The following is a 12,639-nucleotide window of genomic DNA, read 5'->3' as shown; positions in this document are numbered from 1 at the left end:
CTGGTACGACGAATCGAATCGGCCTGTGGGGAGCACACAGTTTTAGCACCTCACGGCTGAACGCACGCGCTAGAGTCTTTGAGAGTGTCCGGGAGGGGATTTGAACCTCAGTCGAAGCAAGCTGCTCGCTAGTTCAAATCCCCTGACTCACATTTCTGACTTCACAGTCCGCGCGACACGCACAGCGGTCGCTTGGAAGGTAGTTCAGCAGAGAAGTGCTCGGTAGGGGATTTGAACCCCTGTCCTCGGCTCGAAAGGCCAAGATGATTGGCCGGACTACACCAACCGAGCTTCTGCATTCACGAGTGGTAGTTGGACTATTTTAAGAGTTGCGTTCCGTCGCCGGTGAGTGAGAGGAACCCACTCACGGAGGGCGATTACTCGCCCGTGAACTCAGGGTCGCGGTCGCTCGTGAACGCCGCGATACCCTCCATCAGGTCGGAGGTGGTAAACAGGAGGCCGAACGCCTGTGCCTCGACTTCAAGGCCAGACTCGGTGTCTTCCCACCCGTTGTGCATCGCGCGCTTCGTGTAGCGCTGTGCGACTGGCGGCCCCTGTGCGAACTGCTTGGCGTACTCGAACGCCGCGTCTTCGAAGTCGTCGTTGCCGACGACTTCGTTCACGAAGCCGTAGTCGGCCATCGTCGCCGCGTCGTAGCGCTCGGCGGTGAAGATAATCTCCTTCGCACGGCCGGTGCCGACGATTCGCTGGAGGCGGACAGTGCCGCCCCATCCGGGGAGCAGGCCGAGGTTGTGTTCGGGTTGGCCGAACTCGGAGCGCTCGGTGGCGATACGAAGGTCAGCGCACATCGAGAGTTCCATCCCGCCGCCGAGACAGAAGCCGTCGATGCCGGCGACGACCGGCTTGTCGAGGTCTTCGAGTTTGCCGAAGGTCTGCTGGCCCTTGCGCGAGAGTTCGACGCCGCTGACGGGGTCTGCACCACCTGCGGCGATGCTCGTCACGTCGGCACCTGCCGAGAACGCGCGGTCACCTGCGCCGGTGAGGAGGACGGCGCGAACGTCGTCGTCGTCCGCGAGGACGTCCAGCGCCTCCGAGAGTTCGTCCATCAGTTCTGTACTGATGGTGTTCATGCGGTGTGGTCGGTCGAGCGTGATGTGGCCGACGCCCTCGCGAACGTCGACGCGGATGTCGTCGAAGGCGAGTTCCGCCTCACCTTCTGCTTCGCCACCGTAGAAGCCCTCGCCAGATTTGGCGAGGTCACGGAGGTACTCGACGGCCTCGTAGCGGTCCTCGCCCGTCTCATCGTGGAGTTTGTCGAGCGTGCCGACGAGCGTGGCGATACCCTCGTTGTCGGCCATCTTGGCTGGGCCGTCGGGGAAGCGTCCGCCGAGTTTGACGGCGCGGTCGATTGCTTCGGCGTGGGCGACGTCGTTCCCGACGAGGCCGGCGACTTCGTTCGCCATGACGCCGAGCAGGCGGTTCTTCACGGACTCCTTGCCTTCGTCGTGGGGAACCTGCGCACCCTCGCCGTCTTCGTAGTCGTAGAACCCTTTCCCGGTCTTCTGGCCGAGGTTGCCCTCTTCGACCTTCTCGGAGAGGAGTGGGCACGGCTTGTACGCGTCACCGAGCACCTCGTGCATGTACTCGAGGACGTGATAGCCCACGTCGATGCCGACGTAGTCGGCGAGTTCGAAACTCCCCATCGGGAGGCCCATGTCGTACTTCGTCGTGGCGTCGACTTCGGCCATCGTCGCGTCACCGGAGTGGACAATCCACGCTGCTTCGTTCATCAGTGGGACGAGGATGCGGTTGACGATGAACCCGGGACTGTCCTTGCGGACGCGGACGGGCGTCTTGCCCATCTTCTCTGCGAGGTCCTCGACGAGGACGAGCGTTTCGTCGGCGGTGTGCGCGCCGGAGATGACCTCGACGAGGTCCATGCGCACCGGCGGGTTGAAGAAGTGCATCCCGCAGAAGCGCTCGGGTCGCTCGGTGACTTCCGAAAGTTCGGTGATAGAGAGACTGGACGTGTTCGTCGCGAAGACGGTGTGGTCCGGTGCGTACTCTTCGAGGTCCGTGTACACGTCCTTCTTGATGGACATCTTCTCGGGAACGGCCTCGATGACGACGTCGGCGTCTGCAACTGCCTCTTCGAGGTCGACGACCGGTGTGACGCGGTCGAACGCGGCGTCAGCGTCTTCCTGCGAGAGTCGGTCTTTCTCGGCGAGTTTGTTCAGCGACCACTCGATTTGCTCGTAGCCTTTCTGGACGAACTCGTCTTTGATGTCTCGGAGGACGACGGTGTACCCGGCGAGGGCGGCGACTTCCGCGATGCCGTGGCCCATGTTGCCTGCTCCGAGAACAGTGATGGTGTTGATATCGTCTACCTTCATGGACAAACGTTACAGTGTGCATTGGTTTCAACGTTTCCATCACGTGAAATGTAAACTCATTCCTCGTTTAATTGAGACGTTTGACGACGGTTCGAGGGCAGACTGCCGAGGTCAGTCAACGCTCCGCCAGAGGTAGAGACTGGCGTAACTTCGGTACGGCGTCCACGTCTCGGCGCGTTCGGCCATCTCCCCTCGCGAGAGGGCGTCGGTTTCGACGCCGAAGACGTGTTCCATCCCGCGCCGAATCCCTAGGTCCTCCACGGGGAACACGTCCTCACGCGCGAGCACGAAGATGAGAAACATCTTCGCCGTCCAGACGCCGACGCCGCGAATCTCGGTCAGTGCGTCGATTACCTCGTCGTCGCTCATCACGTGGAGTGCGTCCGCGGACAGGTCGCCCTGAAACGCTTCGGCCACGTTGCGGACGTAGCCCACTTTCTGGCCGGAGAGACCACAGTCCCGAAGCACGTCTTCGTCTGCCGCGAGGACGCCAGCGGGTGTGACCTCGACACGGTCGAACAGGCGGTCACGAATCGTCGCGGCGGCAGTCGTCGAGAGTTGCTGGTTGACGATAGAGACGACCAGTCGCTCGAACGGGTCGTTCGCTGGGTCGAGTGTCACGGGGCCGTGGTCTTCGACGACACTGCCGAGGTGTGGGTCGGTTCGGAGTGCCTGATAGGCGTCGTCACTCATTCTGCTCGAGGTACGGCGGTCGGAGAGAAAAGTCGTGCGTCGCCCGCCTACTCTTCGAGCATCTCTTCTTCTTCGTCGTTCTCGTCGTCGCGGTCAGCGTTGGCGCGGCGGCGAACGTCCACGCGGTAGTGTTCGAGGATGTCGCGGCCGAGGAGGAGCGGGTAGTCCATGTGCGAGCGGTCTTCGACGCTCGCAGTCACCGTGTGCTGGGTACCGCCGATACCGATGACGAGGTCCACCACAGGGCGGGCCTTCCCGCGCTTGAGACTGCCGGACTTCACGCGCGTCATGCTCTTGATTGGGCCGGCACCGATTTCGGCGGCGAGACTCGTGTCGATGCTCGTCCGGGTCGCACCCGTGTCTGATTTGGCGAGCGTCTGCTGGGAGCCTTTGGTCCCGTTGACGACGACTTCCTCGATGTAGCCGATGAGGGGTGCTTCGCCGTTGAAGATGGGGGACTCGGCCGGTGCGCAGGACGGCACGGAGTCGTCGAGCGTGGCCGAGAGTTCCTCGACACGTTTCTCGTCGACTTCGCCGCCGGCGCGCTCGATAGCGAGTTTGGCGATGTACGGCGCGGGACTCTTGCCCGTCGCTTCGTAGAGTCCTTTGAACCCGGCAGTCGGGTTGGCTTCGAGGACAAACCAGCCGTCGTCGCTCTCGACCAAGTCGACGCCGACGTAGTCCATCTCCATGACTTCGGCCGTGTAGAGCGCGGTTTCGCGGGCTTCTTCGGGCATCTCGTCCGTCGCGTTGAGTACCTCACCACCGAGGGCGACGTTCGTTCGCCAGTCGCCGTCCGGCGCATAGCGGTACATCGCACCGACGATTTCGCCGTCGACGATGTAGACGCGCAGGTCACGGTGTCGCTGGTCGTCGTGGTCGATGAGTTCCTGAAGGAACGCCTGCCGGTTGCCGACCTTCGGATTGACCGGTTCGGTCAGGTCGACCTTCCACGTGCCGCCGCCGTGCGTCCCGATGGCGGACTTGTAGACGCCGACTTCTCCGAATCGCTCTCGGCCCTTGTTGAGTCGGTCGTTCGAGAGTGCGAGAAGCGCGTCCGGGACTTTGATGTTCCAGTTGGCGAGCGTCGCGGCCGTGGCGAACTTGTGAATCGCCGCGAGAACCGCGTCCGGTTCGTTGAGCATCGGTCGGATGCGGTTGAACGTCGTCGCGAGGCCGAGCAGTTCGGCCGGTTCCTCGGTGTTCGAGAGGAGAAGTCGATTCGCGATGATGTCCACCTCAGGTTCGACTGTCACCTCGCCGTCCTCGATACTGACTGCCGCGTTCTCACGTCGGAGCCAGACCGGTTCGTGGCCGAGGTCCTCAACTGCGTTCAGGATTGCTTTCGTCTCCTTGCTGTTGTGGAGTGAAAGAACCCCAACACGTACTTCGTCGCTGTTGTTGGTGGACATACTCAAACGAACTCGGGCGGGTTTCAAAGGTATGACGGTCGATTCCCGTGTCTAGGGACTAATAGGTAGAAGAATCGTCCAGTTTGGCGCGGCGCGACCGTTTATAAGCCCGGCCGCCCCATCGGTGTGCATGGCCGACAACGAGGCCTTCACCTACAACGGAGGGAAGGTCGAGCCGGGTGAGACACAAGACATCCGGTACGGCATCTCGGAGACGTATCTCGGTGACCCGGTCCGCATCCCCGTCACCATCATCAACGGGGAGAGACCGGGACCGACAGTCTTCCTCTCCGCCGCCGCCCACGGAGACGAATTAAACGGCATCGAAGTCGTCCGCGAGGTGGCCTACGAGTGGGACCTCGCGGACCTCGCGGGGACCCTCGTCTGCATGCCGGTGATGAACGTCCCCGCGTTCCTCGCCCAGCAGCGATACCTCCCTATCTACGACCGCGACCTGAACCGGTCGTTCCCCGGGTCGGAGACGTCGACGGGAGCGAAACGAATGGCTCACCGAATCTATCAGAACTTCATCGCCCCCTGTGACCTCGGTATCGACTTTCACACGTCCACGCGTGGGCGAACGAACATGTTGCACGTCCGTGCCGACATGTCCGACCCCGCAGTGGCACGCCTCGCCAACGCCTTCGGGTCGCACGTCATCATCGACAGTTCCGGGAGCGATGGGATGCTCCGTACCGAAGCGTCCAACCGCGGCACGCCGGCGATTACCGTCGAGATGGGCGAAGCACACCGGTTCCAGCGCGAACTCATCGACGAGGCACTCGCGGGCGTCGAGAGCGTCTTCGCGGAGTACGGCCTCCGTGAAACGTCGACAGTCAACTGGCCCGGGTGGCGCACCGTCATCTCCGACGAGAACGAGAAGACGTGGCTCCGCGCCGACGCAGGAGGCATCGTCGACATGCACCACGAACGCGGCGCACTCGTTCACCGAGGCGACCGTATCTGTACCATCACCAACCCGTTCAAAGACGACAACGTCACCGTCGTCGCGCCGTTCACCGGACTGCTCGTCGGTGTCCTCGAAAACCCCGTCGTGTACCCCGGAAATCCGCTGTGCCACCTCGTCGAACTGAAGGACAACGTTCGGCGCGTCGTGGAGCGTGAACAGTCCGCATCGCCCGAATCGCCCGTGTGAACGAAGCGGGGGGTAAAGGAGACGATACGGTGTCCGGCGATTTTTGCGAACCTTGATGATACATCATACACGTAAGTTCTATACCCTCCCCGTCCCGACGCTCACAAGAGCATGAGTCAGTCTTACAATCGGGGCCTCATCGAGGACTTCAGTCGATGGCGGGAGTTCTCGGCCGGCATGTGGGCCTGGATCTTCCACAAGTTCACCGGCTGGGTGCTTGTGGGATACTTATTCACCCACATCGCCGTCTTATCGACGGCCCTCTCGGGCGCGGCGGCGTACACGAACACGATTCAGGCACTGGAGAGCCTTCTCGTCGTACGCATCCTCGAAGTTGGACTGCTCGCTGTGGCGGTGTTCCACATCCTCAATGGGCTGCGACTGCTGTTCGTCGACCTGGGCGTCGGCTTGGAAGCACAGGACCAGAGCTTCTACGCCTCGCTCATCCTAACGGGTGTCATCGTCATCGCGAGCGTTCCAACCTTCCTCTCTGGGGTGAGCATCTAATGGCAGAACGATACACGTCCTTCGAACCGGGCGGACGCCGGTGGCTGTGGCAGCGCCTCACCGCCGCGTTCCTCGTCGTCGTATTGGCGTTCCACTTCTTCCTGCTTCACTTCCTGAACCACGCGGACGAAGTGACGTTCGCCCTCTCGCAGGCGCGGATGGAGCAGTTGACGTACTTCTCGCTGATGATTCTGTTCCTCATCACCGCGACGTTCCACGGCGTCAACGGCGTCTACAACGCCCTCGTCAACATGGGCCTGTCGGGCTCCCGGAAGACGGCGGTTAAGGCGATTCTCGGTGTCGCGAGCCTCGTCCTCATCGTGCAGGGCGTCCGCACCGCACTCGCGTGGGCCGGAGGTGTCCCCATCTAACCATGAGTACGCAAGTTCCCGAACACGTCGAAGACGAATCGTCCGCTGAATCCGTCTCACCCGGCAAACAGAAGCGCGACCAGAAGAAGCGCGAACGTGCGCAGCGAATCCAAGAGCAGCGTGAGGCCGAAGCGGCCGAGAAAGCGCGCTCCGAGGACGACACGTACCACCTCAAGGTCTTCCGGTACGACCCCGAGGTGCCAGAGAAGCAAGAACCACGCTTCGACGACTTCTACGTCCCGTACAAACAGGGGATGACGGTCCTCGACGCCCTCATGTGGGCGCGCGACCACTACGATTCCTCGCTCACCTTCCGGCACTCCTGCCGGCAGGCAATCTGTGGGTCCGACGCACTGTTCGTCAACGGGTCGCAGCGACTCGGCTGTAAGACGCAGTTGTCGGACCTCGCGGAACCCGTCCGCATCGAACCGCTCCCGCACGCCGACGTGGTCAAGGACCTCGTCGTCGACATGGAGCACTTCTACGACCAGATGGAAGCGGTCGAACCGTACTTCCAGACGAACTCGCTTCCCGACGGCGAACTCGACGAACAGCGCCAGACGCGCGAGAACCGCGAGAAGGTCAAAATGTCGACGCGCTGTATCTGGTGTAGTGCCTGTATGTCCTCGTGTAACATCGCGGCCGGCGACAACGAGTACCTCGGCCCGGCGGCCATCAACAAGGCCTACCGCTTCGCGATGGACGAACGCGAAGGTGAGGACATGAAGCAGCGTCGCCTCGAGATTCTCGAGCAGGAACACGGTGTCTGGCGCTGCCAGACGCAGTTCTCCTGTACCGAGGTGTGCCCGAAGGACATCCCCCTGACCGAGCACATCCAGGAACTCAAGCGTGAGGCAATCAAGAACAACCTGAAGTTCTGGTGAACTTCTCGGTGAAACCCTGAAGTCAGAACAACCCTACGACACACTCAAACACACCATGTACGAACACGACGTTATCGTAGTCGGCGCGGGCGGGGCAGGCCTGCGCGCGGCTATCGCGGCACACGAGGAAGGAGCCGACGTGGCCATCGTGTCGAAGCTTCACCCGGTCCGAAGTCACACGGGCGCGGCCGAGGGCGGCATCAACGCCGCACTCCGCGAGGCCGACTCGTGGGAGGACCACGCCTACGACACGATGAAGGGCTCGGACTATCTCGCCGACGCACCGGCGGCCGAGACCCTCTGTAAGGACAGTCCGAAAGAGACCATCAAACTCGAACACTGGGGGATGGCGTTCTCCCGTGACGACGACGGACGCGTCAGTCAGCGCCCGTTCGGTGGCCTCTCGTTCCCGCGGACGACCTACGCGGGCGCAGAGACCGGTCACCAGTTGCTCCACACGATGTACGAGCAACTCGTCAAGCGCGGCATCAAAGTCTACGACGAGTGGCACGTGACGCGACTCGCCGTCTCCGACGAAGAGCGGCCGGAAGACCGGACCTGTCACGGCATCGTTGCCTACGACGTACAGACCGGAAAAATCGAAGGCTTCCGCGCCCGCAACGGCGTCATCCTCGCCACCGGTGGCCTCGGACAGGTGTACGACCACACGACCAACGCTGTCGCCAACACCGGTGACGGTGTCGCGATGGCCTACCGCGCCGGCGTCCCGATGGAGGATATGGAGTTCATCCAGTTCCACCCGACGACGCTCCCCTCGACTGGTGTCCTCATCACCGAGGGTGTCCGCGGTGAGGGCGGTATCCTCTACAACGAGAACGGCGAACGCTTCATGTTCGAGTACGGGTACGCCAACAACCTCGGCGAACTCGCCTCCCGTGACGTCGTCTCCCGCGCCGAACTGACGGAAGTCAACGAAGGCCGCGGTATCGAAGACGAGTACGTCCACCTCGACATGCGCCACCTCGGCGAAGAGCGCATCATCGACCGTCTCGAGAACATCATCCACCTCTCAGAGGACTTCGAGGGCGTCAACCCACTCGACGCACCGATGCCGGTCAAACCCGGCCAGCACTACGCGATGGGTGGCGTCGAAACCGACGAGAACGGCGAGACGTGTATCACCGGTCTCTACGCCGCAGGTGAGTGTGCCTGTGCGTCCGTCCACGGCGGCAACCGCCTCGGCGGCAACGCACTCCCCGAACTCATCGTCTTCGGGAAGCGCGCCGGCCACCACGCCGCAGGCAAGGACATGGAAGAAGCCAAGATTACGACCGGCAAGGTCGGCGACTACGAGGAAGCCGAGCTCGAATCGCCGGTCCAACTCGGTGAAGTCGGTATCGGCGAGGACGTCGTCGCCGACGGCGGCGCAGCGGCCGACTCCGGTGCCTCCGTCTCCGGTGCCGACCTCGTCCAACGTACCGTCGAAGACGAGCGTGAGACCGTCGACGCACTGCTGGAGAAAGAAGACGGTATCCAGCACGCCGAGATTCGCGAACGCGTCCAGAAGTCGATGACGCGCAACGTGAACGTCTTCCGTGAAGAAGAGGCCCTCAAGGACGCACTCCGCGACATCCGCGAGGCCCGCGAACTCTATCAGGACGTCTACGTGGGCGACAAGTCTCGGACGTTCAACACGGACCTCCTCCAGACGCTGGAGACGCGGAACATCCTCGATATCGCCGAAGGCATCACGCTCGGTGCACTCGCGCGCAACGAGTTCCGCGGTGCCCACTGGCGCAAGGAGTACCAGGAACGCCGCGACGAAGAGTGGCTCAAGCACACGCTGCTCTCGTGGAACGACGGCGAACCCGAACTCTGGTACAAGCCGGTCATCCTCGAAGGCGAGAACAAGACGTACGAACCGAAGGTCCGGAGCTACTAAGCGCTCTTCGGCCCGTCGGGCCTCACGACTGCGAATTCTTTCGACGCCACCCTGTCGAGTGACTGCGCTGTGTGGCCCTCTTCGTTCGCCTCGTCGGCTGAATCCCCCATCAGAACCGGGTGGGTGACCAACGGCTATTTTGCCGGAGGTGCCCTACGTTCGCCCGGAAGGGTGGCTCAGTGGTAGAGCACACCGGCAGTGACCGCTCGCGGTCGATCCGGTGGATTTCAATGGCTTCGCGTGGTTCGACTCCCGCCCCTTCCGTCGCTTCGCCGTGTGCGGACTGATTCCCGAGTGGCCGCCACGTGAGCGGTCACTCGAACCTTCGACGACAGTCGAAGTCGAGACCGTCGCAAGCCGTGTTTTCTCGCATGTACGTTCGTGACGAACACAACGATTCGCTCGATTCCGAGTACCTCGTGGCCTCAGTCGCGTCCTTCGATGTTCGACGATTGTTGTAAGAGAGTTTTATTATCGTCGAAGCAAAGAGGATGACGACGACTATGCAACAGACGGTTCCGACCATCGAACTCCCTGGCGAGCTCGAATCCCCCTCGGCGAAACTCGTGTATCTGTATCTCACAACCCACGACGGGGCGTCCATCACCGAACTACAGGACGGCCTCGAGATGAAGAAAATCTCACTCTACAGCATCCTCAGCACGCTCTGTAAGCGTGAACTCGTTCGACAGGAGTCCGAGCGATACCACGTCGCTCAGTGACTGCGCGGAGACCGCGCCGGCCGGACGTCCGCGCCGTCACGGACCATGTCCTCACAGTACGGACACACTCGCGGGTTGTCCATCCCGTCGGGTGCGAAGACCCGAGCGTACGCGGGCGTCACGAACGATTCACAGTTCTGACATTCCGGCATGGTATCTAATATCCATCATGAATGTCACATAAGTTTTCTCCCTACAAATACGCGAGAAGGCCGCCGATGACGAGGAGCGCGAAGATGAGCAGTGACACCGCGAGCATGAACTGGTCTGTCGCGTTCATAGTGGAGTGACGTTCTCCGTCGAAATAAATCGTCCTCACGTCGAGGGGTGTTCGAGTCGTTCTGATTTTCTCCATCGATAATGACGGAGATAGAACTAAATTCGAGGGCTCCGTGGACACCGTATCAGCGCCTAATGGAGTATGTGTATGCGATGACTGGGTTGCTCGTCGGCCTCCTTCTCGGAGCAATCGCAGTCGTGACTGCACTCACGTACACGCCGTACGGAGCCTCGCTGTTCGACACCGCAATCACCGCGGTGACCGGTGTGACGCTCCAACTCGGTAATCTGCTCTCTATCTCGGCACTCACTGCGTTCGCGTTCGAGGGACTCGCACTGGTCGGTATCCACTATCCAATCGTCGTTCCGGCGGCGTTCGCCTACACCCTGACGCACGTGACCGTCTACTACTCGTGCATCCGAATCACCGACCTCCAGTCAGAGCCACTCAATCCCGATATTATCATCAAACATAATCCGTTTCGTGCGCTCGTGCTCGGTGTCCCGGGGTCGCTCTTGCTCATCCGTGTTCGCCCGCCGTCGAGGCGGAACTGAGGCCTACACCGCCCCGCTACAGTGGCCTCACTTCTTTTAGTCTGTCCACCCGAATCACGATGCGATGCGCGTTGCAGCCTTCACCGACATGACCGGTCCCGACGGTGTCTCGATACTCGACCGACCGACTCCACAACCGGGGCCGGGAGAGGCCGTCGTCGACGTCGAGGCCGCCTCGATTAATCGCCACGACCTCTGGATTCTGGAGGGTGCAGACACGCGGTTCGACGACGACGACCTTCCGTTCGTCAGCGGCCTCGACCTCGCTGGCACCGTCAGTGCCGTCGGTGACGGCGTGACTGGAGTCACTCCCGGCGACCGCGTCGTGCTCTGCCCGAACCAGACCTGCGGTTCCTGCCGATTCTGTTACGAAGGCCCCGAGAATCTGTGTGAGTCGTTCTCGCTCTTCCACGGTGGCCTCGCGGAATCCGCCCTCGTCGACGCGAATCGTCTCATCGCACTCCCCGACGGTGTCTCGACGACGCACGCCGCCGCTCTTCCGACAGCGTACATGACCGCGTACCACATGCTTCGCCGGGCGTCAGTCGGGCCGACGGACCTCGTCTTCGTCCCCGGTGCGACGGGCGGCGTCGGCGTCGCCGGCATCCAACTCGCCACCGCCCTCGGTGCGGAGACCATCGGAACGTCGTCGTCGCGTGCGAAACTCGACCGAATGGAACACCTCGGCCTCGACCACGCGATTCACTCGACCGACGCCGACGAGATACGCGCCGCGGTTCGAGAAATTGGGGCTCCGGACGCAGTCTTGAATCACCTCGGTGGTGAGTTCACACGGGTCGGTCTCGACGTCCTTCGCCGTGGTGGGACGATGGTCGTCTGCGGTGGCACTGCCGGTCGATTCTCTGAGATTGACGTTCCCGGTATGTTCCTCAAGCACAAGCGACTCGTCGGGAGTACGATGGGGACGCAACCAGAACTCGAAACACTCGTTGACCTCGTCGCCGACGGGTCACTGGTCCCCGAAATCGACGAGACGTACCCACTCGAAGAGACTGGTGCCGCCTTTGCGACCATGCAGAACCGCGACAGCGTCGGGAAACTCGTCGTCACCATCTAGGAGACACACAGGCCGGTTCGGTCGGTCTGTGACTGGTCGAGTTCGACTCGTGACTCCCGTCTTCGGTCGTCACGTCGGTCCGCAGAACAGAGCCAGGAGTGGGATTCGAACCCACGAAGTCTCGATTACAAGTCGAGTGCATGAACCGCCCATGCTCTCCTGGCGCGTCTTCCGATTATCGGTCCTCCTTTGAGTGTGTATCGTTTTGTATCGATTTCTCCAGTTCGATTCGGTGTGGACCATACCCGTGGCGGCGATAGAATCGGCGGGCCGCTTCGTTGTCCGCCATCACGTCCAGTGTGACCACGTCGACGCCGGCGTCACGGAGTTCCGTCTCCGCAGCGTCGAGGAGACGACCACCCAGTCCGTCGCCGCGTCTCTCTGGAACGACGAACAAGTTACTGACAGTTCCGCGTGTCACGTCCTGTTCGTACGTTCCCGCCTCGACTTCGAACATGACGAACCCGAGGATACCGTCGTCTGTCTCGTCGCGGGCCACGAGAACGCCATCGATAGTGATGTGACGGGCCAACGATTCTCGAATCGTGGGACGGTTCACCTCGGCACGGAGGTGCGACCCGAACGCCCTCTGGTCGGCGGCCAGTTCGACCCACAGGTCGGCGAGGGATTCGAGGTCAGACATCGTGGCCGGAGTGACCCGCATATGCGCTCTATCGGCCCCGAGAGCGCTTTTAAGTATCGCTATTTCCCGGATGGCAGGTCCA

14 protein-coding genes and 3 tRNA genes are annotated in these 12,639 nt (G+C 61.9%); 9 read left to right on the top strand and 8 right to left on the bottom strand.

The annotated features are described in order from the left end of the window. Positions 1-216: 216 nt before the first annotated feature. From GJR96_RS11115 to GJR96_RS11100, 4 genes are all read right to left on the bottom strand, one after another. Positions 217-291 (bottom strand) — tRNA-Glu (locus GJR96_RS11115). Positions 292-377: 86 nt separating this feature from the next. Continuing rightward, entirely contained in the window at positions 378-2,354 is a 1,977-nt protein-coding gene (locus GJR96_RS11110; RefSeq protein ID WP_151162982.1) for a 3-hydroxyacyl-CoA dehydrogenase/enoyl-CoA hydratase family protein, read from the bottom strand. Positions 2,355-2,465: 111 nt separating this feature from the next. Then, on the bottom strand, positions 2,466-3,047 hold the full coding sequence (locus GJR96_RS11105; protein ID WP_151162981.1) for a DNA-3-methyladenine glycosylase family protein: 582 nt from the start codon (positions 3,045-3,047) through the stop codon (positions 2,466-2,468). A 47-nt stretch (positions 3,048-3,094) separates the two neighbouring features. Then, positions 3,095-4,459, bottom strand: a complete 1,365-nt coding sequence (locus tag GJR96_RS11100) for a putative ATP-dependent zinc protease (protein WP_151162980.1) — start codon at positions 4,457-4,459, stop codon at positions 3,095-3,097. A 130-nt stretch (positions 4,460-4,589) separates the two neighbouring features. On the opposite strand from GJR96_RS11100, the gene GJR96_RS11095 reads away from it, so the two are divergent. The 7 genes from GJR96_RS11095 to GJR96_RS11065 all read left to right on the top strand — a co-directional run bounded on the left by GJR96_RS11095 (position 4,590) and on the right by GJR96_RS11065 (position 10,002). Continuing rightward, positions 4,590-5,615 (top strand): succinylglutamate desuccinylase/aspartoacylase family protein, encoded by a 1,026-nt coding sequence (locus tag GJR96_RS11095; RefSeq protein WP_151162979.1) that lies wholly within the window; start codon positions 4,590-4,592, stop codon positions 5,613-5,615. A gap of 111 nt (positions 5,616-5,726) precedes the next feature. Beyond that, complete coding sequence (gene sdhC / locus GJR96_RS11090) at positions 5,727-6,122, top strand: succinate dehydrogenase, cytochrome b556 subunit (RefSeq protein ID WP_058572170.1); 396 nt, start codon at positions 5,727-5,729, stop codon at positions 6,120-6,122. Further along, complete coding sequence (locus GJR96_RS11085) at positions 6,122-6,493, top strand: succinate dehydrogenase hydrophobic membrane anchor subunit (RefSeq protein WP_058572169.1); 372 nt, start codon at positions 6,122-6,124, stop codon at positions 6,491-6,493. The genes sdhC and GJR96_RS11085 overlap by 1 nt, the downstream gene beginning before the upstream one ends. Positions 6,494-6,495: 2 nt before the next feature. Continuing rightward, positions 6,496-7,377: a succinate dehydrogenase/fumarate reductase iron-sulfur subunit gene (locus GJR96_RS11080; protein ID WP_151162978.1), complete on the top strand. Its 882-nt coding sequence runs from the start codon at positions 6,496-6,498 to the stop codon at positions 7,375-7,377. Between the two features lie 55 nt (positions 7,378-7,432). Next, positions 7,433-9,280: an FAD-binding protein gene (locus tag GJR96_RS11075; protein ID WP_151162977.1), complete on the top strand. Its 1,848-nt coding sequence runs from the start codon at positions 7,433-7,435 to the stop codon at positions 9,278-9,280. A gap of 165 nt (positions 9,281-9,445) precedes the next feature. Then, positions 9,446-9,544 (top strand) — tRNA-OTHER (locus tag GJR96_RS11070). Between the two features lie 239 nt (positions 9,545-9,783). Continuing rightward, entirely contained in the window at positions 9,784-10,002 is a 219-nt protein-coding gene (locus GJR96_RS11065) for a TrmB family transcriptional regulator (RefSeq protein ID WP_151162976.1), read from the top strand. On the opposite strand, the gene GJR96_RS18135 is transcribed toward GJR96_RS11065, so the two are convergent. Both GJR96_RS18135 and GJR96_RS11060 read right to left on the bottom strand, forming a co-directional pair. After that, positions 9,996-10,154: a DUF7563 family protein gene (locus tag GJR96_RS18135; RefSeq protein WP_191965850.1), complete on the bottom strand. Its 159-nt coding sequence runs from the start codon at positions 10,152-10,154 to the stop codon at positions 9,996-9,998. The genes GJR96_RS11065 and GJR96_RS18135 overlap by 7 nt on opposite strands. A 41-nt stretch (positions 10,155-10,195) precedes the next feature. Further along, positions 10,196-10,357 (bottom strand): hypothetical protein, encoded by a 162-nt coding sequence (locus tag GJR96_RS11060; RefSeq protein ID WP_154326218.1) that lies wholly within the window; start codon positions 10,355-10,357, stop codon positions 10,196-10,198. Between the two features lie 59 nt (positions 10,358-10,416). Here GJR96_RS11060 and GJR96_RS11055 point away from each other — a divergent pair, with 59 nt between their 5' ends. Both GJR96_RS11055 and GJR96_RS11050 read left to right on the top strand, forming a co-directional pair. Continuing rightward, positions 10,417-10,836 (top strand): hypothetical protein, encoded by a 420-nt coding sequence (locus GJR96_RS11055; RefSeq protein ID WP_151162975.1) that lies wholly within the window; start codon positions 10,417-10,419, stop codon positions 10,834-10,836. 64 nt (positions 10,837-10,900) lie between these two features. Then, positions 10,901-11,914: an alcohol dehydrogenase catalytic domain-containing protein gene (locus tag GJR96_RS11050; RefSeq protein ID WP_151162974.1), complete on the top strand. Its 1,014-nt coding sequence runs from the start codon at positions 10,901-10,903 to the stop codon at positions 11,912-11,914. Positions 11,915-12,004: 90 nt separating this feature from the next. Here GJR96_RS11050 and GJR96_RS11045 read toward each other — a convergent pair. After that, a tRNA-Thr gene (locus GJR96_RS11045) sits at positions 12,005-12,078 on the bottom strand. Between the two features lie 11 nt (positions 12,079-12,089). Next, entirely contained in the window at positions 12,090-12,578 is a 489-nt protein-coding gene (locus GJR96_RS11040) for a GNAT family N-acetyltransferase (RefSeq protein ID WP_151162973.1), read from the bottom strand. Between the last annotated feature and the right edge of the window lie 61 nt (positions 12,579-12,639).

The sequence above is a fragment of the Haloferax litoreum genome, assembly GCF_009674605.1.
Lineage (GTDB): Archaea > Halobacteriota > Halobacteria > Halobacteriales > Haloferacaceae > Haloferax > Haloferax litoreum.
The sequence above is the reverse complement of the archived record's forward strand: the minus strand, read 5'-3'. Positions and strand labels throughout refer to the sequence as shown.

Coding starts and splice junctions, on each gene's coding strand:
- GJR96_RS11060 (WP_154326218.1), bottom strand. CDS start 10,357: ATGGAGAAAATCAGAACGACTCGAACACCCCTCGACGTGAGGACGATT.
- GJR96_RS18135 (WP_191965850.1), bottom strand. CDS start 10,154: ATGCCGGAATGTCAGAACTGTGAATCGTTCGTGACGCCCGCGTACGCT.
- GJR96_RS11055 (WP_151162975.1), top strand. CDS start 10,417: ATGGAGTATGTGTATGCGATGACTGGGTTGCTCGTCGGCCTCCTTCTC.
- sdhC (WP_058572170.1), top strand. CDS start 5,727: ATGAGTCAGTCTTACAATCGGGGCCTCATCGAGGACTTCAGTCGATGG.
- GJR96_RS11065 (WP_151162976.1), top strand. CDS start 9,784: ATGCAACAGACGGTTCCGACCATCGAACTCCCTGGCGAGCTCGAATCC.
- GJR96_RS11105 (WP_151162981.1), bottom strand. CDS start 3,047: ATGAGTGACGACGCCTATCAGGCACTCCGAACCGACCCACACCTCGGC.
- GJR96_RS11085 (WP_058572169.1), top strand. CDS start 6,122: ATGGCAGAACGATACACGTCCTTCGAACCGGGCGGACGCCGGTGGCTG.
- GJR96_RS11080 (WP_151162978.1), top strand. CDS start 6,496: ATGAGTACGCAAGTTCCCGAACACGTCGAAGACGAATCGTCCGCTGAA.
- GJR96_RS11050 (WP_151162974.1), top strand. CDS start 10,901: ATGCGCGTTGCAGCCTTCACCGACATGACCGGTCCCGACGGTGTCTCG.
- GJR96_RS11040 (WP_151162973.1), bottom strand. CDS start 12,578: ATGCGGGTCACTCCGGCCACGATGTCTGACCTCGAATCCCTCGCCGAC.
- GJR96_RS11095 (WP_151162979.1), top strand. CDS start 4,590: ATGGCCGACAACGAGGCCTTCACCTACAACGGAGGGAAGGTCGAGCCG.
- GJR96_RS11100 (WP_151162980.1), bottom strand. CDS start 4,459: ATGTCCACCAACAACAGCGACGAAGTACGTGTTGGGGTTCTTTCACTC.
- GJR96_RS11075 (WP_151162977.1), top strand. CDS start 7,433: ATGTACGAACACGACGTTATCGTAGTCGGCGCGGGCGGGGCAGGCCTG.
- GJR96_RS11110 (WP_151162982.1), bottom strand. CDS start 2,354: ATGAAGGTAGACGATATCAACACCATCACTGTTCTCGGAGCAGGCAAC.